At 66.9% G+C, this 23,757-nt stretch carries 19 protein-coding genes and 1 tRNA gene; 12 read left to right on the plus strand and 8 right to left on the minus strand.

Features of this window, described 5'->3' with window-relative positions; genetic code table 11:
• Window positions 1-23: 23 nt before the first annotated feature.
• From ACNYS0_RS26375 to ACNYS0_RS26390, 4 genes are all read right to left on the minus strand, one after another.
• Window positions 24-2,024, minus strand: a complete 2,001-nt coding sequence (locus tag ACNYS0_RS26375) for an AIPR family protein (protein ID WP_422476935.1) — start codon at window positions 2,022-2,024, stop codon at window positions 24-26.
• Window positions 2,017-3,021: a PD-(D/E)XK motif protein gene (locus ACNYS0_RS26380; protein WP_422476936.1), complete on the minus strand. Its 1,005-nt coding sequence runs from the start codon at window positions 3,019-3,021 to the stop codon at window positions 2,017-2,019. Before ACNYS0_RS26380 ends, ACNYS0_RS26375 begins: the two co-directional genes overlap by 8 nt.
• Window positions 3,018-5,816: a Z1 domain-containing protein gene (locus ACNYS0_RS26385; RefSeq protein WP_422476937.1), complete on the minus strand. Its 2,799-nt coding sequence runs from the start codon at window positions 5,814-5,816 to the stop codon at window positions 3,018-3,020. Before ACNYS0_RS26385 ends, ACNYS0_RS26380 begins: the two co-directional genes overlap by 4 nt.
• 72 nt (window positions 5,817-5,888) lie before the next feature.
• Entirely contained in the window at window positions 5,889-7,412 is a 1,524-nt protein-coding gene (locus tag ACNYS0_RS26390) for an ATP-binding protein (RefSeq protein WP_422476938.1), read from the minus strand.
• Window positions 7,413-8,133: 721 nt separating this feature from the next.
• On the opposite strand from ACNYS0_RS26390, the gene ACNYS0_RS26395 reads away from it, so the two are divergent.
• The 3 genes from ACNYS0_RS26395 to ACNYS0_RS26405 all read left to right on the plus strand — a co-directional run bounded on the left by ACNYS0_RS26395 (window position 8,134) and on the right by ACNYS0_RS26405 (window position 11,431).
• Window positions 8,134-9,096, plus strand: a complete 963-nt coding sequence (locus ACNYS0_RS26395) for a hypothetical protein (protein WP_422476939.1) — start codon at window positions 8,134-8,136, stop codon at window positions 9,094-9,096.
• A gap of 872 nt (window positions 9,097-9,968) precedes the next feature.
• Entirely contained in the window at window positions 9,969-10,781 is an 813-nt protein-coding gene (locus tag ACNYS0_RS26400; protein WP_422482785.1) for a nuclease-related domain-containing protein, read from the plus strand.
• Between the two features lie 98 nt (window positions 10,782-10,879).
• Window positions 10,880-11,431 (plus strand): HD domain-containing protein, encoded by a 552-nt coding sequence (locus ACNYS0_RS26405; protein WP_422476940.1) that lies wholly within the window; start codon window positions 10,880-10,882, stop codon window positions 11,429-11,431.
• Here ACNYS0_RS26405 and ACNYS0_RS26410 read toward each other — a convergent pair whose 3' ends face one another.
• The gene (locus ACNYS0_RS26410; protein WP_422476941.1) at window positions 11,432-11,902 is read right to left on the minus strand and encodes an NUDIX hydrolase; all 471 of its coding nucleotides are present in this window, start codon (window positions 11,900-11,902) and stop codon (window positions 11,432-11,434) included.
• A 35-nt stretch (window positions 11,903-11,937) separates the two neighbouring features.
• Window positions 11,938-12,240 carry a hypothetical protein gene (locus ACNYS0_RS26415; protein ID WP_422476942.1) on the minus strand — a complete coding sequence of 101 codons (303 nt, stop codon included), beginning with the start codon at window positions 12,238-12,240 and terminating at the stop codon, window positions 11,938-11,940.
• A 2-nt stretch (window positions 12,241-12,242) separates the two neighbouring features.
• Here ACNYS0_RS26415 and ACNYS0_RS26420 point away from each other — a divergent pair, with 2 nt between their 5' ends.
• On the plus strand, window positions 12,243-12,863 hold the full coding sequence (locus ACNYS0_RS26420; protein WP_422476943.1) for a hypothetical protein: 621 nt from the start codon (window positions 12,243-12,245) through the stop codon (window positions 12,861-12,863).
• A 176-nt stretch (window positions 12,864-13,039) separates the two neighbouring features.
• Here the strand turns inward: ACNYS0_RS26420 and ACNYS0_RS26425 are convergent.
• Window positions 13,040-13,112: transfer RNA gene (locus ACNYS0_RS26425), tRNA-Arg, on the minus strand.
• Between the two features lie 333 nt (window positions 13,113-13,445).
• On the opposite strand from ACNYS0_RS26425, the gene ACNYS0_RS26430 reads away from it, so the two are divergent.
• From ACNYS0_RS26430 to ACNYS0_RS26465, 8 genes are all read left to right on the plus strand, one after another.
• Complete coding sequence (locus ACNYS0_RS26430; protein WP_422476944.1) at window positions 13,446-15,089, plus strand: dynamin family protein; 1,644 nt, start codon at window positions 13,446-13,448, stop codon at window positions 15,087-15,089.
• Complete coding sequence (locus ACNYS0_RS26435; RefSeq protein ID WP_422476945.1) at window positions 15,086-17,110, plus strand: YfjP family GTPase; 2,025 nt, start codon at window positions 15,086-15,088, stop codon at window positions 17,108-17,110. The genes ACNYS0_RS26430 and ACNYS0_RS26435 overlap by 4 nt, the downstream gene beginning before the upstream one ends.
• 124 nt (window positions 17,111-17,234) lie before the next feature.
• On the plus strand, window positions 17,235-17,798 hold the full coding sequence (locus ACNYS0_RS26440) for a single-stranded DNA-binding protein (protein ID WP_422476946.1): 564 nt from the start codon (window positions 17,235-17,237) through the stop codon (window positions 17,796-17,798).
• A gap of 375 nt (window positions 17,799-18,173) precedes the next feature.
• Window positions 18,174-19,598, plus strand: coding sequence for a Cys-Gln thioester bond-forming surface protein (locus ACNYS0_RS26445; RefSeq protein WP_422476947.1), 1,425 nt, complete (start codon window positions 18,174-18,176; stop codon window positions 19,596-19,598).
• Window positions 19,599-19,714: 116 nt separating this feature from the next.
• Complete coding sequence (locus ACNYS0_RS26450) at window positions 19,715-20,281, plus strand: cysteine hydrolase family protein (RefSeq protein WP_422476948.1); 567 nt, start codon at window positions 19,715-19,717, stop codon at window positions 20,279-20,281.
• 216 nt (window positions 20,282-20,497) lie between these two features.
• Window positions 20,498-22,162 (plus strand): energy-dependent translational throttle protein EttA, encoded by a 1,665-nt coding sequence (gene ettA / locus ACNYS0_RS26455; protein ID WP_422407373.1) that lies wholly within the window; start codon window positions 20,498-20,500, stop codon window positions 22,160-22,162.
• Window positions 22,162-22,581, plus strand: a complete 420-nt coding sequence (locus ACNYS0_RS26460) for an acyl-CoA thioesterase (RefSeq protein ID WP_385769385.1) — start codon at window positions 22,162-22,164, stop codon at window positions 22,579-22,581. The genes ettA and ACNYS0_RS26460 overlap by 1 nt, the downstream gene beginning before the upstream one ends.
• Window positions 22,578-23,261 carry a DUF8010 domain-containing protein gene (locus ACNYS0_RS26465; protein WP_422476949.1) on the plus strand — a complete coding sequence of 228 codons (684 nt, stop codon included), beginning with the start codon at window positions 22,578-22,580 and terminating at the stop codon, window positions 23,259-23,261. Before ACNYS0_RS26460 ends, ACNYS0_RS26465 begins: the two co-directional genes overlap by 4 nt.
• A gap of 83 nt (window positions 23,262-23,344) precedes the next feature.
• Here the strand turns inward: ACNYS0_RS26465 and ACNYS0_RS26470 are convergent, their stop codons facing one another.
• Window positions 23,345-23,749 carry a globin gene (locus ACNYS0_RS26470; RefSeq protein ID WP_422476950.1) on the minus strand — a complete coding sequence of 135 codons (405 nt, stop codon included), beginning with the start codon at window positions 23,747-23,749 and terminating at the stop codon, window positions 23,345-23,347.
• Window positions 23,750-23,757: the final 8 nt, after the last annotated feature.

The following is a 23,757-nucleotide window of genomic DNA, read 5'->3' on the forward strand; positions in this document are numbered from 1 at the left end:
GAGCAGCTCCGTCATTAGCCGTCCTATGGAGCGAACGCGCTGAAGCCCTCTTCGATCGCCCTGTCGTAGACCTCCAGCGCCTTCCTGGCCTGGGCCGCCGTGATGGTGCCGTTGGTCGCTAGTTTGGCGGCGATCGTCGTGGCGATCTGCTGCTCGGCCAACTCCAAGGCGCGTGTCTCCCGGGCCCAGTCAGCCAGCATCTCCCACTCGCTCAACTCGATCTGCTTGAGTCGTGAGAGCTGTTCCTCCTCTTCCTCCCGGGTGTCCACAGCGAACTCGACGGGCAGCGCTAGCAGTTCCTCGGCCAGTTCGACCGGAACGGTCCAGGGGATGAGAGAGACCTCCTCCCAGCACTTGCTGCTCTTCGCCCACTCGGTGACGTGCTTGCCTTCCTGGATGACGATGTCCATGATCAGCGGACACAGATCGTGGGCAGCCTGGACGACCGCGTCGCTCACCTTCTGCTCACGCCATATGCGGTTGAGGTCGATGCGCCGCCCAGTCTCCTCACAGAGGCGGGCCATCGTGTAGGCCGTGATCAGGGCCTTGTGGCTTCCTGCGTCATGGACCTTGGCCACTTTGTCGATGGCCTTGAAGAGAATGCCCATTGCGATCGTCCGACGGCAGTAGTCCGCATCAATGACTGGGGGCTGTTTCCTGACGTCAGCCTGGAAGGCAGCGAAGTTCTTCTGCGCTCCACGGCTCACCAGGTGCGGCATCCCGTTCCACGCGTTGACGAACTTGGCCAGGTCAGACTTGGCGAATCGCTGCGCGGCCGGGTTCTCGCCTTTGAACTTCCGCCGTGCGACGACTGCCGTGTGCTTCGCCTCCTCCACCGCGTACGAACCGCGGGCCCGCTCGTAGAACCAGCGTGTCTGCGGACCGCCGGGGGTGCGTGAGGGCGCCCACAAGGTACGGCTGATTCGTTCGAACTCGACATGGAACTTGTCGTTGGCCGAGAGATCGACCAGTGTGACCTTGTTCTGAGTGTTCGAGTACTGCGAGATACTCGGGACGATTTCCATTAGATCGTCCGATCTCATCAGCATCAGCTTCATCTGGACGCTGACCCCGGCCAGATCCTTCTTGTCCCGTTTGAAGACGTGGTGGAGGGTGGCGGTAGTCTGTCCGCCGTTCACAATCTGGAGGCCGGTGAGTCTGCGGATGCCGACGCGGCTGCCTTCGGCGTCTTCGACGAACTCTGCGTCGGTCGCCGTCGCCGTGATGCCGTTGTTGTAGGCCAGGAACCGCCCCGGCTCATTGAGCAGAGTGAGGCGGATCCCCCGGTTGACGGTGCTGCGGGCCTGTAGAAACGCGCGCACGTTGAGTTCGAGGAGGCGCGTGCGGTGCTCTTCGTAAAGCTCGGCGAGGTGGCGTCCGGGAACGACGGCGAGGGTGACGGAGAGATTGGGCTCGATGCTCTTCACCGACAGGCAGCTGATCGGCGGATCGAACTCCACAACGATCGGCTCGCTGGCGGCACCGGACGTCTGGTGACGGTAGAGCCGGGCGAGATCCCAGAGGTGATGCTCGACGGGGAGGCCCTGAAAGTCGGTGGGCTCCGGCTGCGTGCGGGCCGTCGACTCGCAGTTGCTGAACAGGAACAGGCGTACTTTCGAGGCGTTGGCGAGCAGCTTCTCGACGCCCTCGCACAGTTGGTGCACTTCGGTTGGCTGATCGAAATTGCCCCGGATACTGCTGGCCTTCTGCAGGAAGGCGAGCAGTCTGCGGAAATGCTGTGTCACGTCGGCTTTGGTCAGCCCGTCGGCCGTGGGGTCCAGGCTGAACGCAGTGGTGTAGAGGTCGAGGACGGAGCGGTCGTCGCTATAGCCGAAGCCGTACACCATGAAGCCATGCCCGCCGTGGTAGGCGACCGTCATATTGGAGACGAAGCCAGACTCCTCCAGCTGCTCCAGCACCCACCGGGTGAACGTCTTCGGGATGTAGCCGTCCTCCGCTTCTGCCAGGGTCTGCATATCGCCCGTGAGCGTACGGGCGTAGTCGGCAAGGGGCAGCTCAGCCATCAGTACCTCTGATTAATTCGGCGACCATTTCGGTCGTGGTGCGATGCTTCTCAAGCGCGATGACGCTGATGTCGTAGGCGCAGTTGCCGACCCCGTCGGGAAGGACGGTCTCCACGATGCGCGGGAATCCCTCGCCGACCGTCCACAAGTCGGCACGACGAAGCGTGTAGCGCGGCTCGTCGTAGAGGTCCCGCTGATGCGGCAAATAGCCGGACTGGATGAGGCGGCTCTCGAACCGAGCGGATGCCGAGGTGATGCCGGCGGCGGTGCGGATGTCGTCCACCACCGAGTTGAGGCTCTCGCCCAGACCGCCCCGGCGTTCGTCGAGGGCCAGGTGCACGAGCACCAGGCGGCCGACTCCACGATCGTCGAGTTGCCGTTCGTTCGCGATCCGGACGGTGCTTGGATTCTTCTTGGCGGTGGTTTTGACCTCGATGGCAACGGACGGGAGCTGAAAGTCCTGGTTGCTGCCCTCTGGCCCGGTCCAAGCCTCCACGGCTGTACTCGCCGGGAGGGCCGCGAGCAGGTCGGTGCGCAGGTAGCACAGCTCTCCGTAGAGCCCCAGCCGTGCCTCTCTGCCCAGGCCCTGGGATCCGACACTGCGCATGAGCTGCTGCCAGTGCGTGAACCGTCGAACCGCTCGCTCTAGGACGGTCTCCGACGACGCGTCCTTCGAGGTCCGCGCGATGTCCTCCGCGAGGGGAGTGAACACCTGTCGCAGTTCACCCGCGGTTAGGGAGATCTGGAGCTCGAACTCGCGATTGCTCACCGAACTGCAGGACAAGCTCAGGCCGTGGGTTTCCCGCAGGTTGACAAGGAGGGGGCGCGCGCGGTCGACCGCCCGCGAACCCCCTCTCACCAGCAGCATGCGTTGCCGGCCCGGGTGCGCCACACCCAAATGGATGTCGAGACCGCTCTCGGGGAATAACCGCCGGGTGGAGCGTCCCCGCTTCGGCTGTGGTGCTTCGAGCTCTTGCCACAGCGCTTCGTCGATCACGCGTCCTCGGCTCCGTCCTCGTAGCTGAGGTCGTCCTCCGAGCCGTCCTTCCACCAGGGAACATTCACGACGTACTCGGTCGCGGTGTGGACCTGGGAGAAGGGGAAGCTGGCGGCGAATCCGATCAGCGGTATCTCGAGGTTCGCCTTGTCTGGCGGCTCCATCATGTAGATGAGCAGGTGAGCCTGATCGGGGCGGCGCTGCCAGCGCAGCGGCTCACCTGTCGGCAGAGTGGGCGCGAGCGGTTCGCCTTTGCGGTTCTTGCGCCCTGCAGCGGCCTTCTTCGTCGCCTCCAGCGCGGCGGCGTACTGCTCCGGGCGGTCGAGATCGAGCGACTCGTCCTTGGGGTTCAGGATGCGCTTGATGGTGTGCTTCGTGGAGTCTGGACGGGCGGTCTTGGAAGCTGCTCGTGTGACCGCACCCAGCGTGTGTCCTGCGAGGTTGACGGGCATGTCCGCTCCCTGGCGGGAGACGATCCGGACGGTCCACATGCCGAGCTCCCCGGCCTTGGCGCACTGCTGGATATAGGCAGAGATGGCGTCCGGCCGGATCCGGTTCGCCTCCGGCGCAGTTCTGTATCGGTCGAAAAAGCCGGACGCCACCACCTCTGCCGGGATGTCCGACCACACGAGGCTGCCAGTACCCTTCGGATCGACCTCGGGTGAAGCCTGCTCCAGGAGCATGCCGGTGAATGCCTTCAGGCAGTCGAAGTTGTGCTTCGGTACCCCATTGGTGAGCGGGAAGATGGTCGTCTCGGCGAGCTCGCCGGAGAAGCTGAGCCGCACCCGTGTGCCCTGACGCATCTTATTGGCGGCAGTGATGCTCAGACCGAGCGAAGAGGTGCGCACCTTGAGACCGAACTGGCGGGGGGTGAAGCCGATCGCCGCCATCTCCTCGATGTCCCGGCGGAGTTCGTCAGTGGCTGCTGTGATCTCTTCGTAGGCACCCACCAACTGCGAGGTCGTGTACAGCCGGCACAGGTCCTCGTAGCCGGGCCGGTAGCCGAACCAGCGGCCCATCTGCAGCAGCGTGTCGTAGGTCTTGGCGAAGCGCAGGTAGTAGCTGACCGAAAGGCCCTCGAGGGTGAGGCCACGCGACAGTTTCTGCCCGCCGACAGCGATGACGTACATGCCTGTGCGCCGGTTCGAGTAGTAGTCCAGTACGTCCTTGGCCACCCCGTTGATGGCCTTGATCTCGAACTTCTGGATCGCGGGGAGAATCTCGGCCGCGGTTTGCTCCCAGGACAGCCGTTCGGCCTCGTCCGCAGTGAAGAAGTCGGTGGTGGTCTCGAAGTCCTCCTCCCACAGATCCCGCAGTTCGTTCATAGACGCACGGGATGCATCCCCGTAGCGGTCCATGAGGCCGTTGCGGAGCAGCCTCACGTAGTCGTCGATCTGGTCCCGTACCTGCCCCTGCACCTTGGTGAAGCGGGTGACGTGCACCAACATCGAGTTGTGGACATCCACCTGCCCACGCGCGCGGCGGGCGGCACAGGTCAGGACGAACGAATGGATGGCGCGCCGCAATGAATCCGGCAGCTCGGCAGTCACTGTGAAGCCGGACTTGTGCTTCTCGGGAATCCAGTCCTCGGTGTCGTCGACATGGTGCACCAGCGGCAGCGGGTCGATGTCCTCCTCTTCTGCGTAGGCACGCAGACCGAACAGGCGCTCTGGCCCGAGGTAGTTAGACGGTGCCCGCAGCGTCCGGATGAAACTCTCGGGGAACAGGTCGCCGCCGAGGCTGGCGTGGTCAGCATCTGGATCTATGTAGATGTTTGCGTAGGGTGTCGCGGTGTAACCCACATAGGACGACTTATCGAAACTGGTCAGCAGCTTGCGGATGGCGGTGTTGATACTGGTGGGGTCAGCACCGTCAGCGGCCGTGTTGACGGACGCGTTGTCGGCCTCGTCGTCGATGACGAAGAGCGGGATGTCCTGCACTATCTTGCGACCCGTCTTGGGGTCCTCAACGCCGTGGACCTCCGTAACCCAGGTACGCAGATAGTCGATGATCTTCGGATGCTTCTTGACTACGAGAACCACCGGGAAGTTGCCGATCGGCAGATTCGCCTTGGAAGCGGTCTTCCGGTCGAAGTCGCCCTTTTCGGTGCTGTTGGTCAGCGACGCGATGTGGAGACGGGGCTCACCGGCCATGGCACCGACGCCGACGTAACGGTCGGCGCCCTCTTGGTCGGAGCGGAGCTGGTACTGGGTGTCAAATCCCAGCAAGCCCTCGTCGATGCGGAGTTGTGTCTGGGCGCGTAGGTCGTTGAGGACGCCGGCGAAGACGACGATCAGTCGGTATCCGGCGTCGGCAGCCTTCGCGGCCAGTCCGATGAACTGGCCAGTCTTTCCGGACTGTACCTGGCCGATCACCAGTCCCATCCGACGCCATGAGCCGGGCCGATGCGGATCTTCCAGCTCCCCGAGAACCTCGTCTGTCGTCCGGTCGATGCTGTTCACGACCTGGAGTGGCATGCCCCGTGAATGCTTCAGGAACCGTTCGTAACGGGCCCAAAAGGCCCATGAACGGTCGTTCTTTGCGTCGGGCAGCCACCGGACGTGGTCCTCGCTGTTGCTCAGCCCTGCTGAACTCTCCTGAAAGGTGCTAGTGCGGGACTCGACCAGCTTGCGCAGATCGTCGGCTTCCACCGTCACGCCGTTGAGGCCAGCGACCATCTTGGCTGTCTCAACAGCCTTGGTCACCTCGTCCGGAGTGGCCTGCCGGTCCTCCGGCAGAAACTGAATGGCCACCTTCAGAACGAAGGACAGGTCCTCGCTGCCAGCTAGATCCACAGATTTCTCCCCCCAGAGATACGTCACTTGATGGTCGGGAACAGGAGGGTACGCCCCACCTTCGACTCTCGTTCACTTGTTCCAGAATCCATCAAGCTGGTCGAACGGTTGCGTTGTACGGATGACCTGTCGTGCCTCATCCGGAGAGCGATCTTGGGCGACGAGTACATCGAACATGCGTTGGGCCACTCTGGTCGCCTCCTCGGTGGCCTTCCCCGGACCGCCGAAGGGCTCAGGATCGTCTGCTGTGTCAGTCTCATGCAGCACACGCAGCGCCGGCACGGGAACGGTCTCCTCCAACAGCCGCAGCAGTGCACGGAGGTTCGCTGGGTCGCCGCCCCCCTCTCGTAGTACCGCTTGGACCATGGGGTGCTTCCGGTTGATTCGGCACTGGACCGTGTTCTCGTCCCGCCGTACGTTCCACGCAAATGACAGATTCTCGGCGCGCTGCCGTGCCGCTATCTGGCCCCGGTTGCGGACGGTCTCCGCTGCGGCAGACCGGACCGTGCGCGCTATACGCTGGAGGTGCTGCCGCAGTGCGATCGGCGGCACCACTGTCGCCTTCCGGACGTCGACCTGCCACTGGGTGTCGGTCTCCGCCGGAATGTCGACGGCGATGCGGGCCAGGTTGTATTTCTCCTCGCGGCGGAGCCCTCGTATGCCCAGCCAACTCCCTGCGAGGATCAGACGGTTTCGGCGGTACACGTAGAAACCCTGCTGCCGCAGCCACCCCTTGGGTCCCCCTGCACGTTCCGCCTCGGCGGGGGACAGCCGCTGCAGCCCAGGCAGGAGATATGGCTCAACCCTGACCTTGTGTCCTTCGAGCGGCAGATTCTCCACCGGCTGATGCAGCACCGACGGATGGCTGGACAGGAACGGGTCCCACGGCTCGACGGCCAGGCCCGTGACACGCAACGTCAACGCGGCCGAGCCAGTGAGGAATCGGGCGAAGACGAGACCGAGGTGGCTGCGAACCTTCTCGGCGTCGTCATAGAACTGCTGCTGGGTCCTGCGGTCGGCCGCGTTGATCTCCCGGTACCCGGCGAGTCGGTGCCAGAGAACGATTGTGCCGACGGACCGTCCCGCGGTGAGCTGCTCCAAGGCCTTGTCGGCCTCGGCCGGCGGCTGGCGGAGCAACCGCCACTCGCCGGTCTGTTCGACCACGTCTAAGTCCCATGTACGTGAGCGCCAGGGACCGCCGGCCTCCGCGGTGCAGACCGTCAGCAGACGGCACTTGGAGAAGGATGCCGACTTCAGCCCCACTCCGTACCGGCCCAGGTCCCTGGACGTGCGGTCTGTCGCTGACCAGCGGGCCGCGACGGTCATCGCGGTGACCAAGGCCTCCTCCGACATGCCATGGCCATCGTCGACCACGGCGACCCACGAGGAGCGCCCGTCCCAGGTGAACTCCACATCGATCGTCCGTGCCTTGGCCGAGACGCTGTTGTCCACCAAGTCTGCGATGGCGTCCGGCAGTGAGTAGCCCAGCGAACTCAGGGAGGCCACCATCCCAACGGGCTCGGGAGGCGCGAGGTCGTACGCCATGTGGTACTTGGTCCTGCCCTTCGGTCCAAGACGGTCGACGAAGGAAGACATTCCCTCGTGTCTAGTTACTGTGCTTGTGAATATGAGACGAACCTGGGTGGGGGAACCTGCATGGGCGCTTCCTGTCTCCGCATGACGTTGTTGAAGGAGTGACTGACCATCATGTCGGCAACCTGCGCAAGCGTCCATAGCGTGCAAGCACCGCGAATGCTGCCATCAAGGTGAAAGGTGTCGAGACGGGGAGTGATGTGAGTACGCACGGCGCCCAGGTTGTGTGGGGCAGTAGGGCGCCGGTCTCGTTGGCGTTCTGCGCCTGCCACATAGAGAGACAAGAGCACCTCCCCAAGCTTCCCGGCTGCGCGTGACCAGATACCCAGACAGCTTCGTCACGTTCCGTGACAACCTGGGAGTGGTTCGGCCCGCCTCCGCAAGTGGATGCAGCCACTCTGGCTTGCAGAAGGCCCCGCAGAGACGGGCGTGTTGATAGGGCCTTGGTGGGCCTCGAACCTGCGGCCCAGCGCTTAGAAGTGACACGGGTGAGTGTGGGCCCGTGTCCCTCCGGGTGGTGACGTCGACACGTATTCGACTGAAGGGCCTGGCTCTTCGCGTGCTGCGCATGGGAGGGAGATCTTCGTGTGGCCCGTCGTGGGTACCTCCCAGGCTCCGTGAAAAACACTGCGGGCGGGATAATTACCAATTATCATGCGCGAGCAGGAGTTGAAGGCGCACAGGGGGAGAGATGGGTAAATCTTTCGGGGCTGTTCGTGCGGGGATGCCCGAGCAAATCCTTGATGCTTACGGTAGGTGGTGGCAGGTGGAAACCTGGCTCCGCACAGTGATGTACATCAACCTGAAGAGCGAATTCGGGACATCATGGCACGGTCATCTCGCTCCTCAGGCTGCGCGATATGCCCGCAATGACAGCGCCCATGAATATATGAGCACTCCAGACCGCAGTGACTTGATGTCATACCTTGATACCGGAAAGCTCTTTGAGCTGATTGAGGGGAAGTTCGAGAAGTATCGCCTCGATGAAATTTTGATCTCTCGCGCGTCATGGAGTGGAAGAGTTCCGGAGCTTCAAAAGATTCGTAGGTCGATTGCTCACTGTCGGCGCCCTCATAGGGACGACGTGAATCGACTGGAGCAACTTCTCAGAGATCTTGAGCCAGGATTCTGGCACTTCTTCGATGCTCAATCGGCTGAGGCATCAAAGATCCTGATGGGGGATCCCGTGATTGAGCAGTGGAGAGGTTCGAAGATCTCGCACCTGCGGGAGCATGTGGAGCGAAAGTACACTCTAGATATTACGCTCGGATTTGCCAGTCAAGTTTGGGCTGATCGAGAGAGTGTCTCCGACCGCATTTCCGGTAAGCCGGGGTTCTTGTGGGCGCTGGATCTAGGGGGGCCGGACTACTTCGTTGACTTGGAGAGATTCTGGTCTGGTATGGATTCGGTGGTTCGAGAGGCTGTCGTCAATGTTTTCAGTCCATCCCCTTTTGGGCTGTGCGTCACACTGTCGGCAGTTGACCGACCGGAATTGGTTGGCCGAGCGATAGAAAATGTGATTTCTTGCTACGGAAGGGCTTCGCGTGCAATCCAGAGTGTTTCTCGATCCTGGGTTGATGCGTGGCCGGGGGATCGTGATCTCGTCGATCCGAGAGTTATGGTCGATCAAGCGCTGGCTCTATTGAGTCACGATGATCGCGGTACGACTATTTTTTGCGCCGGTTGAGTGGGGATTCCTGCAAGTCCGACTTCTCCCTTTAGGTCGGCGGAGCGGCTTTGGGCGGGAGCTGCTTTGGGGCGAGTGATCTTGGCTCCTTAAGCTTCCGGCGAGTCGGGCAGTCTGTGGAGCTGCCCGTTAAAGCACGACGTTGGGGCCGAGATCTTAGAGGCTCGCCCCAAAGTGGCTGCCTAAAGCCGTGGAGCCGACCGCCCCAGCCACGGGGCAACGACCCCGGTAGAGGGATAGACCGCGGCGGCCCGCCGCCCCGATCCGGCCTTTTCGGGAACACAAAGCGTCTGTGACCTGCGGTGCGGCAATCCCCTGTACCCCAGGGCCCGGTGCTGGGTTTTGGCCCCTTGGCGTGGGCGACGGGCGGACGGCGACACGCAGCGGTGACGGAGGCAAGGAGCGGCGGGGCGGCGGCCGACCGGCGCCCCGGCCCTTGTGGGGCCCTCGGGCCTTCGGATTGATCCCTTCGGGACGGCTCGGGTCTGGTGGGTGTTCCTTGTTTGATGGGGTGTCCTTGGTGCGTGCGCCCTGTGGTCCTGCGGGTGTTGATGTTCTTCCCCGTCCAAGGTCGGATCGGGGCGGCGGGACGTCGCGGGCTCTCCCGCGTCACCAGGGGCGGAGCCTCGGGGCAAGGGTGGTTGGCGTCTCTGGCTGACGGGCTGCCGCGAGCGGAGCGAGCCTTGATGACGTAGGGAAAGTTTGTCCGCGCTGGCTGATCGGCGCTCTTGCGGGGTTGTTGAACGGCTGCTGCCATGACCCTTGGGACGCTGTCGGGGGTGGTCATGGGTTCGCTCAAGGTCGTGCGTTGGAAGCGGCACGGACACGATCGGTTGTACGTGAACCTGCCGGACGGCACCACGGTGGCTTGGATGGATTGCCGTACCGGGAAGATTGAGATCTTGGACGAGCGCTATCGGCGTGAGGCCTTGGGGGCCCTTCGTGTGTACCGGGGGTCGCAGCCACGCCATGAGAAGGGTCGTCCGGCTGCTCGTACTCCGTCATCGCGTCGGCCGTCGGTTGCGCCACGACCGAGGGACACGCGAAGGAAGTCGCTGCCAGCTCTGTCTCCGGGGGAGGACCTGGCAGCGAATCGCCCTGGAGCTCGGTTGCTTGGCTTGATTGCCGAGCGGGGGCCTACGCGCACGCAGAGAGCCTGGGCTCGTCTCCGGGGCCGGTCCACGGAATGGGATTCTTGGTTCGCCGGGCTGGAAGGCGAACGCCGTGTGGGTAATGAGCTGCGCCGGCTGGAGAGCTCGGGCTGGCGGGTGTTGCATGGGATACCGCTGCCAAACGGTGCCGACATTGACCATCTGTTGATCGGTCCTGGCGGTGTATTCGCGATCAACACCAAGCACCACGACGGCAAGAGCGTGTGGGTCGGTGACGAGATGGCTCGGATCGACCATGGTCCTGCTCGGCCCTATGCCCGCGCGAGCAAGGCTGAGGCGCAGCGTGTGCGAGCTGTCTTGGAGCTGTACGTCGATTTCAACGTTCCGGTCGAACCGGCGATCGTCCTGGTGGGTGCTGAAGATGTGGCCAGGGCCCCTACGCAGTTCACCGTGCGTGTCTACCGAGAGCGAGAGGTGTCCTCGCTGGCGCCACTCGATGGTGTCCTTGCCAAGGAGCAGGTCGAGACCCTGTACGAAGTGGCCCGGCGCCGACGTGTGTGGCTGAGCGGCTGATTGCCGAAGTCGCCTGCGCAGTAGTAGATATACGACGTGATCGGGGAGTGGTGATCGCGCTCTGTTGGCTGGTCGGTAGCTCCGATACGGTGCGATTCATGCCTACTGCACTGGACACGCCTCGGGGTGCTGCGGAGCTGGCCGAGTCTCTGTTGCCTCAGCTCGGGAACCGTTGGCTGCACACTCAGGCCGTTGCAGCGCGCGCACGCGAGGTAGCTGCGGCCGTGCCGGAAGCTGAGCGAAATCTCCTTGAGGCGGCCGCCTGGTTGCACGACGTCGGCTATGCCCCGGAACTGCGGGAGACGGGGTTCCACCCGCTCGATGGAGCTCGGCACCTGGAGTCCTTGGGCGCTCCTGGTCGGCTTGTGAGGCTGGTCGCGCATCACTCTGGGGCGGTTTACGAGGCGCAGCAGCGTGGGTTGGCCGATCAGTTGGCTGCGTATGAGCGGGAGGACTCGTCGCTGCTCGACGCTTTGATCTACGCCGACATGACCACGGGTCCTGCTGGGCAGTCCTTCGACTTCGACCGGCGCATGGACGAGATCCTCGACCGGTACGAGCCGGACAGCGTGGTGTACATCGCGATCAGCAAGGCACGTCCGTATCTGGCGGCCGCTGTTGAGCGCACCCGGGTACGTCTCGACAAGTGATCAGCCGATGTACGGAGTGGGTAGGCCGGCCAGGCCGTGCTCGATCCGCATCCGCATGGAGGGGTGGATGTTCAGGGCCTCCAGCGTGCTCGGTTCGACGAACGCGACTTCTTTGCTCTCGCTGCTTGTTCGCAGTTCACCGCCGGTGATCCGGGCCGTGAAGCAGAGCGAGAACTGTTGGCGTACTTCGCCGTCGTCGTAGGCCATGACGTGGCCTGGGTTGGTGTAGATGCCGACCAGGCCCGTCACCTCGACGTCGATGCCGGTCTCTTCCTTGGTTTCCCGTACCGCGGCGTCGGCGGCTGACTCTCCGACCTCGACACCGCCTCCAGGCAGTGCCCACAGGTTGTTGTCCGTCTTGTGGATCAACAGGACCTGTCCGGCGTCATTGACTGCGACGGCGACCACTGAGGGGACGATGCTGTTCGCCTTGGGGGCGTTGGGATCATTCACGTAGTCGATGCGGGCCATGGATCCAGCGTCGCACGCTCGGCCGACGAGCAGTCCTACGCGGGACGTCCGCGCTTCCACGCGTAGTCGAAGCTCTTCATGTAGTGCCGGAACGTGCGGCCTCCGGGTAGGTAGCGGAAGTGCAGCACGGGGTTCTGCCCGGCGGGGGCTCCGAGTACGTGAGGGTTGACCAACATGTCGTCGTCGAACCGGTAGATCGAGTTGTAGAGGATCGTGTCGTGGAGCCGGATGTCGAGTCCGGGGGTGGACGCGACCGGTTCCAGGTAGCTGTGCGTGATCCGTGCTCGCGCTGCCAGGTTCTCGCCGATGCCCTCCTCCTCGCCGCGCTGGCGGATCATCGTTGAATCCGGGGCTGCGTCCCGAAGAGGCCGTGGCCATGCGTGTGTCGGACGTTCGGTTGCCCGATGCCGACGCCACCGACCAGTGGTGCGAGCTGCTCATCCATCGGGCCACTCCGGAGGTCGGCAGGCAATGGACCGATACCGGGGAGATCCACGAAGTCCGCGATCTCAAGGGCCGCGCTGAAGGCGATACCCGCACGGTGCCCGGCCACCCCGCCCTGACCCGCATCCTGCGGACGCACATCGAAGCCGAGGAACTGAACCCCGGCGATCTCCTCTTCCAGGGTGAGCAGGGCGGCATCCTCGCCGGCTCCCTCATCCGCCGCGCCTGGCGCAGCGCCCGCGCCGCGGTGCTCGCTCCGCACGTCTTCGACTCGCCGACCGGCAAGCGCGTGTACGACATCCGGCACACCCGCCTGACCAAGTGGCTCAATGACGGAATCCCGCCCGCACAGGTGGCCGACTGGGCAGGCAACAGCGTGCCCGTGCTGCTGGCCACGTACGCCCGATGTGTCGAAGGTCAACTGCCAGACCTCAAGAAACGGCTCGAAGCGGCTGGAGACCTCCCCGAGGTCGAGACCGAAGCCGACGTCGACCCGGCTCCCGATCACCGCGACTGATCGCCGCCGAAAACTTCGACACGTATTCGACACGGCGACCCGCGAAAACCCGGTGACAGCCGCAAGGTCCATGGCCCGCGCACTGATCGACGGGGGAGAGGCCAGGGCTCCCGGGCGCCGCCCGGCACCCGCCCCGACCAGCAAAAAGGCCCCGCCGAAGCGGAGCCTAAGAAAGGCGCCCCCGGCAGGACTCGAACCTGCGGCCAAGCGCTTAGAAGGCGCCTGCTCTATCCACTGAGCTACGGGGGCCGGTGTGTGGCCGGTGGCTTGGTCGGGGGATGTGGGGTGATCCGTGACCTTGCCGGGGACAAGGATAGGGCTCCCGGGTCCCTGCCCTTGCTGCTTCGCCTCCGCGGCACGATGTGGAGGTTCAGTGAAGCGGTCCCGATAATCGCAGGTAGGTACGAATCCTGCATCGCTTTTGGCTTCATACGCCTCGGGTGTTGTGCACTCGTTATGCCTGCGCCCCCAGTCGCCCCTTCCGTCCCGCTGTGTGCTTCCTGTGCCGTATCGCGTGACTTATCGGCGCGCAGGCATGGTCATATGCTTCATAATGCGTCCAAAATTGGGCATTCTTCACGTGTGGTGACCTTGGACGTTCGGCCTCAGCTGCTCGACGCAATTACCGCGCTGCGCGACCGTGTCGCCGCCGCGCGCTTTCCGCTCCCGCTCGCGGGGGCGCCACGCGCGCGTGCCAACCGCGGCGAACTGCTCGCACAACTCGACGACTATTTGGTGCCCCGCCTGCGGGCTCCCGAAGCGCCCCTGCTCGCCGTGGTGGGCGGGTCGACCGGTGCGGGCAAGTCGACCCTCGTGAACTCCCTCGTAGGGCGTGTCGTGAGTGAGGCCGGGGTGCTGCGGCCGACCACGCGTACTCCGGTCCTCGTCTGCCATCCGGACGACCACCACTGGTTCTCCGGGGTGCGGGTGCTGCCCGACCTCGCGCGCGTATGGATGCCCAAGCAGGCCGACGGCAGCCTGGAGGGGGAGGGCGAGGAGGAGGACGACCTGGAGCCCGTTCCCGACGAGGAGCCGCGGGTACTCCGCGTCGAGACCTCGGGCGTCCTGCCCCGCGGGCTCGCGCTGCTCGACGCCCCCGACATCGACTCCCTCGTCGCCGAGAACCGCGTGCTCGCCGCACGGCTCATCAGCGCCGCCGACGTGTGGGTCATGGTCACCACCGCCTCCCGGTACGCCGACGCCGTGCCCTGGCGGCTGCTGCGTACCGCCAAGGAGTACGACGCGTCCCTGGTGACCGTGCTCGACCGGGTGCCCCACCAGGTCGTCGCCGAGGTCTCCCGACAGTACGGCGCGCTGCTCGCCAAGGCCGGGCTCGGCGAGGTGCCGCGGTTCACCGTGCCGGAACTCCCGGAGTCGACCGGCAATGGCGGACTGTTGCCCGCCACCGCCGTCGCCCCGCTGCGCGCCTGGCTGACCCATCGCGCCCAGGACCCCGAGGCCCGGGCCCGCGCCATGGCCCGTACCGCCCGCGGCACGCTCGACTCGCTGCGCGCCCGGATGCCCGAACTGGCGTCGGCGGTCGCCGCGCAGCACTCCGCCATGGTCCGGCTCACCTCCGCCGTGGACGATGCGTACGAGACCGAGCACGCGCGCGTACTGGAGCGTTTGCGGAAGGGCGGTGTGCTCTCGGGGAACGCCCTGAAGCACTGGCGCAGTTACCCGGCGGACTGCGCGGCCGGGGAGCTGCTCGACGCACTGGTCGAGAGTCTCGGCTCCTTGTTGGCGTGTGCGGTGACCGCGGCCGACGAGCGGGTCGACGAGGCCTGGCGCCGCGAACCGGGCGCGCGTGCCGCCGAACTGCGGGGGCAGGGTCCTGAGTCCGACACCGTCGAGCAGCGGATCGGTCTTGCCGTACGACGCTGGCGACGGGTGCTCGAGGAGTACGCCGAGGACGAGGTGCGGACCGCGGCGCAGGCCATGGACGGCTCGCCGCCCGACGCCGAGGCCGTCGCGGCGCTCGTCGCCACCGGCCTGCTCGGCGGACGCCGCGGCAAGGCCGCCGGCGAGAACCTGGCCGAGCGGATCGGCGCCCAGGGTGCCCTGCGGCTGCGCGACCGGGGCGGGCAGCTCCTGAGTGAGTACCTGGACACCGTGCTCGGCGCGGAGCGCGAACGCCGGCTCGCGCCGCTCGACGCGCTCGACATCACCCCCGAATCCCAGGCCGAGTTGATCGCGGCCCTTTCGCTGTTGCAGAAGGTGAGGTGAGGGCGCTGACCGCCGCCGTCACGGATCAGAACAATCCCGATCCCAGGGACCCCGCCGACCCCGTCAACCCCGTCAACTCCCTCAGTCCGGTCAACCCCGTCGATCGCGCCGGTTCCGCGGACGACTCCGATCTGGCGGACGACTCCGATCTGACGGATCTCGCCGACAATCTCGGGGACGCGGGACGGACAGGGGACGCAGCGCCCCGAGAGGGTGCGTCGTCCGAGGGCGATGCCGCTGCTGGCGGCGCCTCTCAAGGCGTGGAGATTCCCCAAGGGCGTACGGAGTCCACCCCCTGGGACGACGGTCTCATCGCGCGGCGCGTCGCCAAGCAGGGCGGTGCGGCGGCGGTGCCCGCCGGATCGGGGACGTACGACGGACAGTTGAAGCAGCGGCTCGACGCGTTGCGGGAGCTCGTCGGGCTCTCGCGCACCCGGCTCGACGGGGCGACCCTCGCCGAGGCCGGGCAGGTGCTCGACGAGGCCGCGGCCCGGCGGCGGCTGTCGTCACGGCACACCGTCGTCGCGCTCGCGGGGGCCACGGGGAGCGGCAAGTCGACGCTGTTCAACGCCCTCGCCGGCGTGCCCCTCTCGGAGACCGGGCTGCGCAGGCCCACCACGTCCGCGCCGATCGCGTGCAGCTGGACGGACGGGGCCGCAGGGCTGCTCGACCGGCTCGGGATTCCCGGACGCGCGCGGCGCCGCCCCGCGCAGCAAGGGCAGCAAGGAGAGGCGGAGCTGGACGGGCTGGTCCTCATCGATCTGCCCGATCATGACTCCGCCGCGCTCGAACACCGTGAGCAGGTCGACCGGGTGCTCGGGCTCGTGGACGCCGTGGTGTGGGTCGTCGACCCCGAGAAGTACGCCGACGCGATGCTCCACGAGCGGTATCTGCGGCCCATGGCGGGGCACGCGGAGGTGATGTTCGTCGTGCTCAACCAGGTCGACAGGCTGCCCGGCGACGCCGTCGAGCAGGTCCTGGACGATCTGCGGCGGCTGCTCGACGAGGACGGCATCGCGCTCGGCGAGCACGGGGAGCCCGGCGCCACCGTGCTGCCGCTCTCCGCCCTCACCGGCGAGGGCGTGGACGAGCTGCGCGACTGCCTCGACCAGGTCACCACCGAACGCCGGGCCGCCGCGCGCCGGATCGGCGCCGACGTCGACGCCGCCGCCGACCACCTCAAGCAGGTGTACGCGACCGGGCGGCAGAGCGGGCTGAGCGAGGAGGCCCGCGAGGAGTTCGCGGACCGGCTCGCCGAGGCCGTCGGCGCGGCAGCCGCCGGCCAGGCGGCCGAGCGGGAGTGGAGCCGGGGCGCCAACCGGGCCTGCGGCACCCCGTGGCTCAGGCTCTGGCGCTGGTACGAGGACCGGCGTGCGGTCGGTTCGACCGTCACGGTTCCCGTGGTCCCGGCCGACGACGAGGAGGTCACGGCCCGTCAGCGCGTCGAGCACGCGGTGCGGGTGGTCGGCGACGCCGCCGCGACCGGGCTGCCCGCCGCGTGGGGGCAGGCGGTGCGGGAGGCCGCGACGCGGGGCGGGGAGGGGCTGCCCGAGGCGCTCGACGAGCTGGCGTCCGATGCCGCGTCCGAGGCGGCTTCCGGCGCCGGGTCCGAGCCGCTGAAGCCGGAGCACGGGGCCGGGCGGCCGCCGCGGCCCGGCTGGTGGCCGGTCGCGGTGTTCTCCCAGGTGGCCATGACGCTGCTGCAAGTCCTGGGTGTGCTGTGGCTGTTGGGGCAGGTCGTCGGGGTCTTTTCCACGAATCTGGGCGTGCCGCTGCTGCTGGTCCTCGCGGGGCTCGTGGGCGGGCCGTGCGTGGAGTGGTCCTGCCGGATGGCGGCGCGGGGGCCCGCGCGGCGGTACGGGCAGGAGGCCGAACGGCGGCTCAGGGACGCGGCAGCGGCCTGCGGCAGGGCGCGGGTGCTGGACCCCGTCGCGGCGGAGCTGCTGCGGTACCGGGAGGTGCGGGAGCAGTACGTACGGGTGGCCGGGGGAGTGACCGGAGTTTCCACAACCCGCGGGTAGGCCACAGGCGTCGGCGGGGATCGCGGCGCGGGGGCACTCTGTGATCGCGGCTCGGGAAGGGCTCGGGCCGCGCACGGACGCCGCGGCCGAGCCGGGCCGGGCGGGGGCACGGGAGGGGTTCCGGATGAGCAGCGAGACGATGGTGACCGTGGTGGGGAACGTGGCGACGACACCGGTGTTCCGGGAGTTGCCGACAGGGCCGGTCGCGCGGTTCCGGCTCGCGGCGCACACCCGCCGCTTCGACCGGGTGCAGAACACGTGGGTGGACGGGCACACCAACTTCTTCACCGTGTGGGCGTGGCGCGCGCTGGGGACGAATGTGCAGAGTTCCCTGTCGCTCGGTGAACCGGTCATGGTGCAGGGCAAGTTGAAGGTGCGCGACGAGGAGCGGGGCGGGCAGCACTGGACGTCGGCGGACATCGAGGCCGTCGCGATCGGGCACGATCTGTCGCGCGGCACCTCCGCGTTCCGCCGGGCGCAGCAGCTCCGGGTGGAGAACGCGCCGCGGGGCGACTCTCCGTGGGACGTGGTGAAGCCGGGCGCCGCGAGGTCGGATGCGGCGAAGTCGGACGCAGCGGAGCGGGACGTGACGAAGCCGGGCGGGGCACAGCCCGACTCGGTGGAGCCTGACTTGGTGGAGCCCGATCTGTCGGAGCCCGATCTGTCGGAGCCGCAGCCCGTGGGATGACCGTGGCCGAACTGCGGCTTATCGGCCCCAGGCGCTGGTGATTTGTCGATAAGCCCAGCTCGGAAACGGTGTTGGCGATAACGATTGCGATTCGGATCGGTTGCCGGAAGGCGGCTCCGGAGATCGCCAAAGATCATTTCCCTAGGATGCCGAGCGTGACTCCGGGGCTCGTCGGGACCTCTGCGCACCAGGTGCAGCGACGGGACGGGAGTGCAAGGGCCAGCCGAATCACCGTGGTTGGCGTTGATTCTGCCGGCGGGACACCACCCCCCATGTGACCACCCGTCCCGCCTGAAGGGGAATTTCGTGTTTTCTGTGTGCTCATGGACCGCATGGCGTGGACGAGGCGCAGCCCGTCTCGCCGCGGCGGCCCTGATGTCGGGACTCATGGCGACAGGGGCGATATCCGGCGCGGGCGTCGCGCAAGCCGACGACGGTGCCACGGAGCAGAGTGGTGCGAGCGCCACCCTGGGAGGCCTGGAGACGTACGGCGCGGCCGTGATCCACGAGGCCGGGAAGGACGAGGAGGTGTCGGCGGGCCTGTTCCGGATGGCCGTCGACGACGGCGGGACGCTCCAGACGTACTGCGTCGACATCCACAACCCGACGCAGCCGGACGCCAAGTACCGGGAGACGTCCTGGTCCGGCACGTCGCTGCACGACAACGCGAACGCGGGGCGGATCCGCTGGATCCTCCAGAACTCGTATCCGCAGGTCAATGATCTCGCGGCGCTCGCCCGCAAGGCGCACGCCGGGAGTCTCACCGAGCAGGAGGCCGCGGCCGGGACGCAGGTCGCGATCTGGCGCTACTCGGACAAGGTCGATGTGGACGCGGTCAGCCCCGCCGCCGAGAAGCTCGCCGACTATTTGCAGCGCAGCGCGCGTGACCTCGCGGAGCCGCGGGCCTCGCTGACCCTGACGCCGCAGGCCGTCTCCGCGCGACCGGGCGACGAGGCGTCTCCCTCCGCTGCCCCCTCTCCGGCTCGGCCGAACTCCGGAGCCGGGCAGCGGGTCGGCCCCGTCACGGTGCACACGAACGCCGACAGCGTCACGGTGATGCCGCCCGTCGAGGCCGCGGCGGGCGGGGTGAAGCTCGTCGACGAGAAGGGCGAGCGCGTCACCACCGCGAAGAACGGCAGCCGGCTCTACTTCGACGTACCCGAGCGGGCGAAGGCGGGTTCGGCGGAGCTGACCGTGCAGGCGTCGACGACGGTTCCGGTCGGCCGCGCCTTCGCCTCCGACACCAGAAGCCAGACGCAGATCCTCGCGGGTTCCAGCGAGTCCACGGTCTCCGCGACCGCGACGGCGACCTGGGCGAGTAAGGGCGCCGTGCCCGCGCTGTCCGCGCGGGAGAACTGCGCGAAGGGCGGCGTCGACATCACGGCCGCCAACAACGGGGACGCGCCGTACACGTTCAGCCTCATGGGCACCCGGCACAGGATCCCGGCCGGGGCGACGCGGACGGTGACGATACCGCTCCAGGAGGACCAGGCGTACGACTTCACGATCAAGGGGCCGCACGGCTTCGAGAAGCGGATACGGGGCGTGCTCGACTGCGCGACGACCTCGCGGGCGGGCTCCACGGCGGGCGGCGGCCTGAGGACTCAGGCGACGACGCAGCCGAGCCCGGCCTCCGTCGGCGGCACGGGCTCCGGCAACGGCACGGACCTGGCCGAGACGGGCAGTTCGAACGCGACGCCGATCATCGCGGGCGTCGCGGTGCTGCTGGTCCTGGTCGGCGGGGCGTCGGTCGTCCTGGGCCGCAAGAAGAAGTCGCCGGGCGAGGGCGACGGCGAGTGACGGCGGGTGCCGGGGGCTGCCTCCCCGGCACCCACGAGTCCGCCGTGGCGGCCGATGGTCGTGCCCGCGGTCACCGGGAGACTCACTCTTTCCCGAACGGATGAGGGGTGGCGAGCATGGCCAACAGTGCGCTTCTGGTGATGGACGTCCAACGGGACGTCGTGGCGATCGCCGACGACGGTTCCGGGTACCTGCCGCGCCTGCGCCGGGCGATCGACGGGGCCCGGGCCGCCGGTATCCCCGTGATCTACGTGGTGATCGGGCTGCGGCCCGGCGATCCGGTAGTCAGCCCCCGCAACAAGGCGCTCACAAAGGTTGTGCGGGCCGGGCTGCACATCGAGGGCGAGCCGGGCACCGAGATCCATCCCGACATCGCCCCTCAGCAGGGTGACGTGGTGGTCACCAAGAGGCGCGGGAGCGCGTTCTCGGGCAGCGACCTGGATCTGGTCCTCAGGGCCCGCGGCATCGACAGCCTCGTCCTCACCGGGATCGCCACCAGCGCCGTCGTGCTCTCCACCTTGTTGCACGCCGTCGACCTGGACCTCGGCCTCACCGTCCTGCGGGACGCCTGCCTTGATACCGACCCCGAAGTGCATCGATTCCTCACAGGAAGACTGTTCCCGCACTGGGCGGACGTACTGACGGTCGACGACTGGGTCGAAGCCGTCGCGCCACAGGAGTGAGGCCGACAGCCCTCCTCTCGCCGGTCCGGCCACCAACAGTGACGGCCCAACTACCCGAGCGCTCCACGAACCCCCAGTTCAGGGCCACCCACCGATACGGGTTTCCCCCGTGCGGTGGCTGTACGGCAAGATGGGGTGTATCTGCCCTCACGCGGTGGAGCCGCAGCACGCGGGCCCCTTACTGCGATACACACTTCGACTGCCGGACGGTTTCTCTTGGCTGAGTTCATCTACACCATGCGCAAGGCGCGCAAGGCGCACGGCGACAAGGTGATCCTCGACGACGTCACCCTGAGCATGTACCCCGGGGCGAAGATCGGCGTTGTCGGGCCGAACGGCGCCGGTAAGTCGACTGTCCTGAAGATCATGGCGGGGATCGAGCAGCCGTCGAACGGTGACGCGTTCATCTCTCCCGGTTACAGCGTCGGCATCCTCATGCAGGAGCCGAAGCTCGACGAGTCCAAGACCGTTCTGGAGAACGTGCAGGACGGCGCCGCCGAGATCATGGGCAAGCTCAAGCGCTTCAACGAGGTCGCCGAGCTCATGGCGACCGACTACAGCGACGAGCTCATGGAGGAGATGGGCAAGCTCCAGGAGGACCTCGACCACGCCGACGCGTGGGACCTCGACGGTCAGCTGGAGCAGGCCATGGACGCCCTGGGCTGCCCGCCCGGCGACTGGGGTGTCACCAACCTCTCCGGTGGTGAGAAGCGCCGCGTCGCGCTCTGCAAGCTGCTCATCGAGGCGCCCGACCTGCTGCTCCTCGACGAGCCCACCAACCACCTCGACGCCGAGTCCGTGAACTGGCTGGAGCAGCACCTCGCCCAGTACAAGGGCACCGTTGTCGCCATTACTCACGACCGGTACTTCCTCGACAACGTCGCCGAGTGGATCCTCGAGCTCGACCGCGGGCGGGCCATTCCCTACGAGGGCAACTACTCGACCTACCTCCAGAAGAAGTCCGAGCGCCTCAAGGTCGAGGGCAAGAAGGACGAGAAGCGGCAGAAGCGGCTCAAGGAAGAACTTGAGTGGGTGCGGTCCAACGCCAAGGGGCGCCAGACCAAGTCGAAGTCGCGTCTCGCCCGCTACGAGGAGATGGCGGCCGAGGCCGACAAGATGCGGAAGCTGGACTTCGAGGAGATCCAGATCCCGCCGGGCCCGCGTCTGGGCAATGTCGTCGTCGAGGTCGAGAACCTCAGCAAGGCCTTCGGCGAGAAGGTGCTCATCGACGACTTGAGCTTCACGCTGCCGCGCAACGGCATCGTCGGTGTCATCGGCCCGAACGGTGCCGGTAAGACCACGCTGTTCAAGATGTTGCAGGGCTTCGAGGAGCCGGACTCCGGTTCCATCAAGGTCGGCGACACCGTCAAGATCAGCTACGTCGACCAGAACCGCTCCAACATCGACCCGAAGAAGACTCTTTGGGCCGTCGTCTCCGACGAGCTCGACTACATCAATGTCGGTCAGGTCGAGATGCCGTCGCGTGCGTACGTCTCCGCCTTCGGGTTCAAGGGTCCTGACCAGCAGAAGCCGGCCGGCGTGCTCTCCGGTGGTGAGCGCAACCGTCTGAACCTCGCGCTCACCCTCAAGCAGGGCGGCAACCTGCTGCTCCTCGACGAGCCGACGAACGACCTGGACGTCGAGACCCTCAGCAGCCTTGAGAATGCGCTGCTCGAGTTCCCGGGCTGCGCTGTGGTCGTCTCCCACGACCGGTGGTTCCTCGACCGGGTCGCCACGCACATCCTCGCGTACGAGGGTGAGTCCAAGTGGTTCTGGTTCGAGGGCAACTTCGAGTCCTACGAGAAGAACAAGATCGAGCGGCTCGGTGCGGACGCGGCCCGTCCGCACCGTGCCACGTACAAGAAGCTGACCCGCGGCTGATGGCTCGCCACGTATACGCCTGCCCCCTGCGCTGGGCCGACATGGATGCGTACGGACACGTCAACAACGTGGTTTTTCTTCGGTACCTCGAAGAAGCTCGTATCGACTTCCTGTTCCGGCCCGACAAGGACTTCCAGCAGGGGTCGGTCGTGGCACGCCATGAGATCGACTACAAGCGGCAGTTGGTGCACCGGCACCGGCCCGTGGACATCGAGCTGTGGGTGAGCGAGATAAAGGCGGCTTCGTTCACGCTGTCGTACGAGGTGAAGGACGAGGACGTCGTGTACGTGCGTGCCTCGACGGTCGTCGTGCCCTTCGACTTCGAGGCGCAGCGGCCGCGCCGGATCACCGCCGAGGAGCGGGAGTTCCTCGACGAGTACCGGGACGACGCGGATCGTGCGGAGGCGCTCGTCGCATGAGCGCGCCCGTGCTGTTCCTGGCCGACCGGGGGGAGGCGGCGGATCTCGCCGCCTTCCTCGGTCGGCTGCTGCACTACGACAGGGCGGCCGCCGTGCGGCTGCGGGCGCAGGCCGGTGGCCAGGCGCTCGCGGTGTTCGGCCGGCCGCCTTCGTTCGAGGTGCTGGCCGTGCGTACGGCGCGGCTGCTCAAGCCGTACGAGAACGGGATCGAGGACACCCTCGATGTGACCGTGTCCGCGGGGGAGTTGCTCGACTCCCTCGACGAGGGGACCGCCACCGCCACGGTTCCCGCCGCTGTCACCGGGCCGCCCTGGGCCGGTGTGCTGCCGCCGCTCGGTGGGTGGGAGCGGGTGGCCGGGTTCCCGGACGCGGATGCGTTGCGGGGGCTTGTGAAGGCGGCGGTCGCCGAGTTCCGGGCCCGGGTCGAGGAGTTGGCGCCCGAGGCGCGGACTCGCGGTGCGCTCGACCGGATCGGTGGCGAGGTGTGGGCGCGGGAGATCGGCGACAGTGGGGCGCCGGTGCGGATCGTGCATGCGGCGGCGTCCCTCGGGTTTCTGCGGGGGGACGAGGTCGACTTGTTGGCGGCGGGGGCGTGGGTGCGGTTGCGTACCGCGTACGGGTCCGTGGCGGTTCGGCGGGCGTCCGCGACGTTGGGTGGGATTTCCCTCAGCCCCGCGTAAGCGGGGGCCCGGGACGGGGTTGCGGTCGCGGGGCTCTGCCCCGGACCCCGCGCCTCAATCGCCGGCGGGGCTTGATCTGGGTGTCAGCCCGCCGTGTTCACCATTGATGCCGCCGCGTACGTCAGGTAGTTCCACAGGGTGCGCTCGTGTTCCTCGGAGAGGGACAGGGACTCCACCGCCACCCGCATGTGCTTCAGCCACGCGTCGTGGGCCGCGCGGTCGACCTGGAACGGGGCGTGGCGCATCCGCAGGCGCGGGTGGCCGCGGTTGTCGCTGTAGGTGCGGGGGCCGCCCCAGTACTGCATGAGGAAGAGGGCGAGGCGCTCCTCGGCGGGGCCCAGGTCCTCCTCCGGGTACATGGGGCGCAGCAGCTCGTCCTGGGCGACGCCCTCGTAGAAGCGGTGCACGAGGCGGCGGAACGTCTCCTCGCCACCCACCTGCTCGTAGAACGTCTGCTCCTGAAGCGTGTCGCGCGGGATCTCAGTCACCCCTCCAT

Source organism: Streptomyces anthophorae, from assembly GCF_049310305.1.
Taxonomy (GTDB): Bacteria; Actinomycetota; Actinomycetes; order Streptomycetales; family Streptomycetaceae; genus Streptomyces.

Coding starts and splice junctions, on each gene's coding strand:
- ACNYS0_RS26375 (WP_422476935.1), bottom strand. CDS start 2,024: ATGGCTGAGCTGCCCCTTGCCGACTACGCCCGTACGCTCACGGGCGAT.
- ACNYS0_RS26390 (WP_422476938.1), bottom strand. CDS start 7,412: ATGTCTTCCTTCGTCGACCGTCTTGGACCGAAGGGCAGGACCAAGTAC.
- ACNYS0_RS26395 (WP_422476939.1), top strand. CDS start 8,134: ATGCCCGAGCAAATCCTTGATGCTTACGGTAGGTGGTGGCAGGTGGAA.
- ACNYS0_RS26400 (WP_422482785.1), top strand. CDS start 9,969: ATGGATTGCCGTACCGGGAAGATTGAGATCTTGGACGAGCGCTATCGG.
- ACNYS0_RS26405 (WP_422476940.1), top strand. CDS start 10,880: ATGCCTACTGCACTGGACACGCCTCGGGGTGCTGCGGAGCTGGCCGAG.
- ACNYS0_RS26410 (WP_422476941.1), bottom strand. CDS start 11,902: ATGGCCCGCATCGACTACGTGAATGATCCCAACGCCCCCAAGGCGAAC.
- ACNYS0_RS26415 (WP_422476942.1), bottom strand. CDS start 12,240: ATGATCCGCCAGCGCGGCGAGGAGGAGGGCATCGGCGAGAACCTGGCA.
- ACNYS0_RS26440 (WP_422476946.1), top strand. CDS start 17,235: ATGAGCAGCGAGACGATGGTGACCGTGGTGGGGAACGTGGCGACGACA.
- ACNYS0_RS26445 (WP_422476947.1), top strand. CDS start 18,174: ATGTCGGGACTCATGGCGACAGGGGCGATATCCGGCGCGGGCGTCGCG.
- ACNYS0_RS26450 (WP_422476948.1), top strand. CDS start 19,715: ATGGCCAACAGTGCGCTTCTGGTGATGGACGTCCAACGGGACGTCGTG.
- ACNYS0_RS26460 (WP_385769385.1), top strand. CDS start 22,162: ATGGCTCGCCACGTATACGCCTGCCCCCTGCGCTGGGCCGACATGGAT.
- ACNYS0_RS26465 (WP_422476949.1), top strand. CDS start 22,578: ATGAGCGCGCCCGTGCTGTTCCTGGCCGACCGGGGGGAGGCGGCGGAT.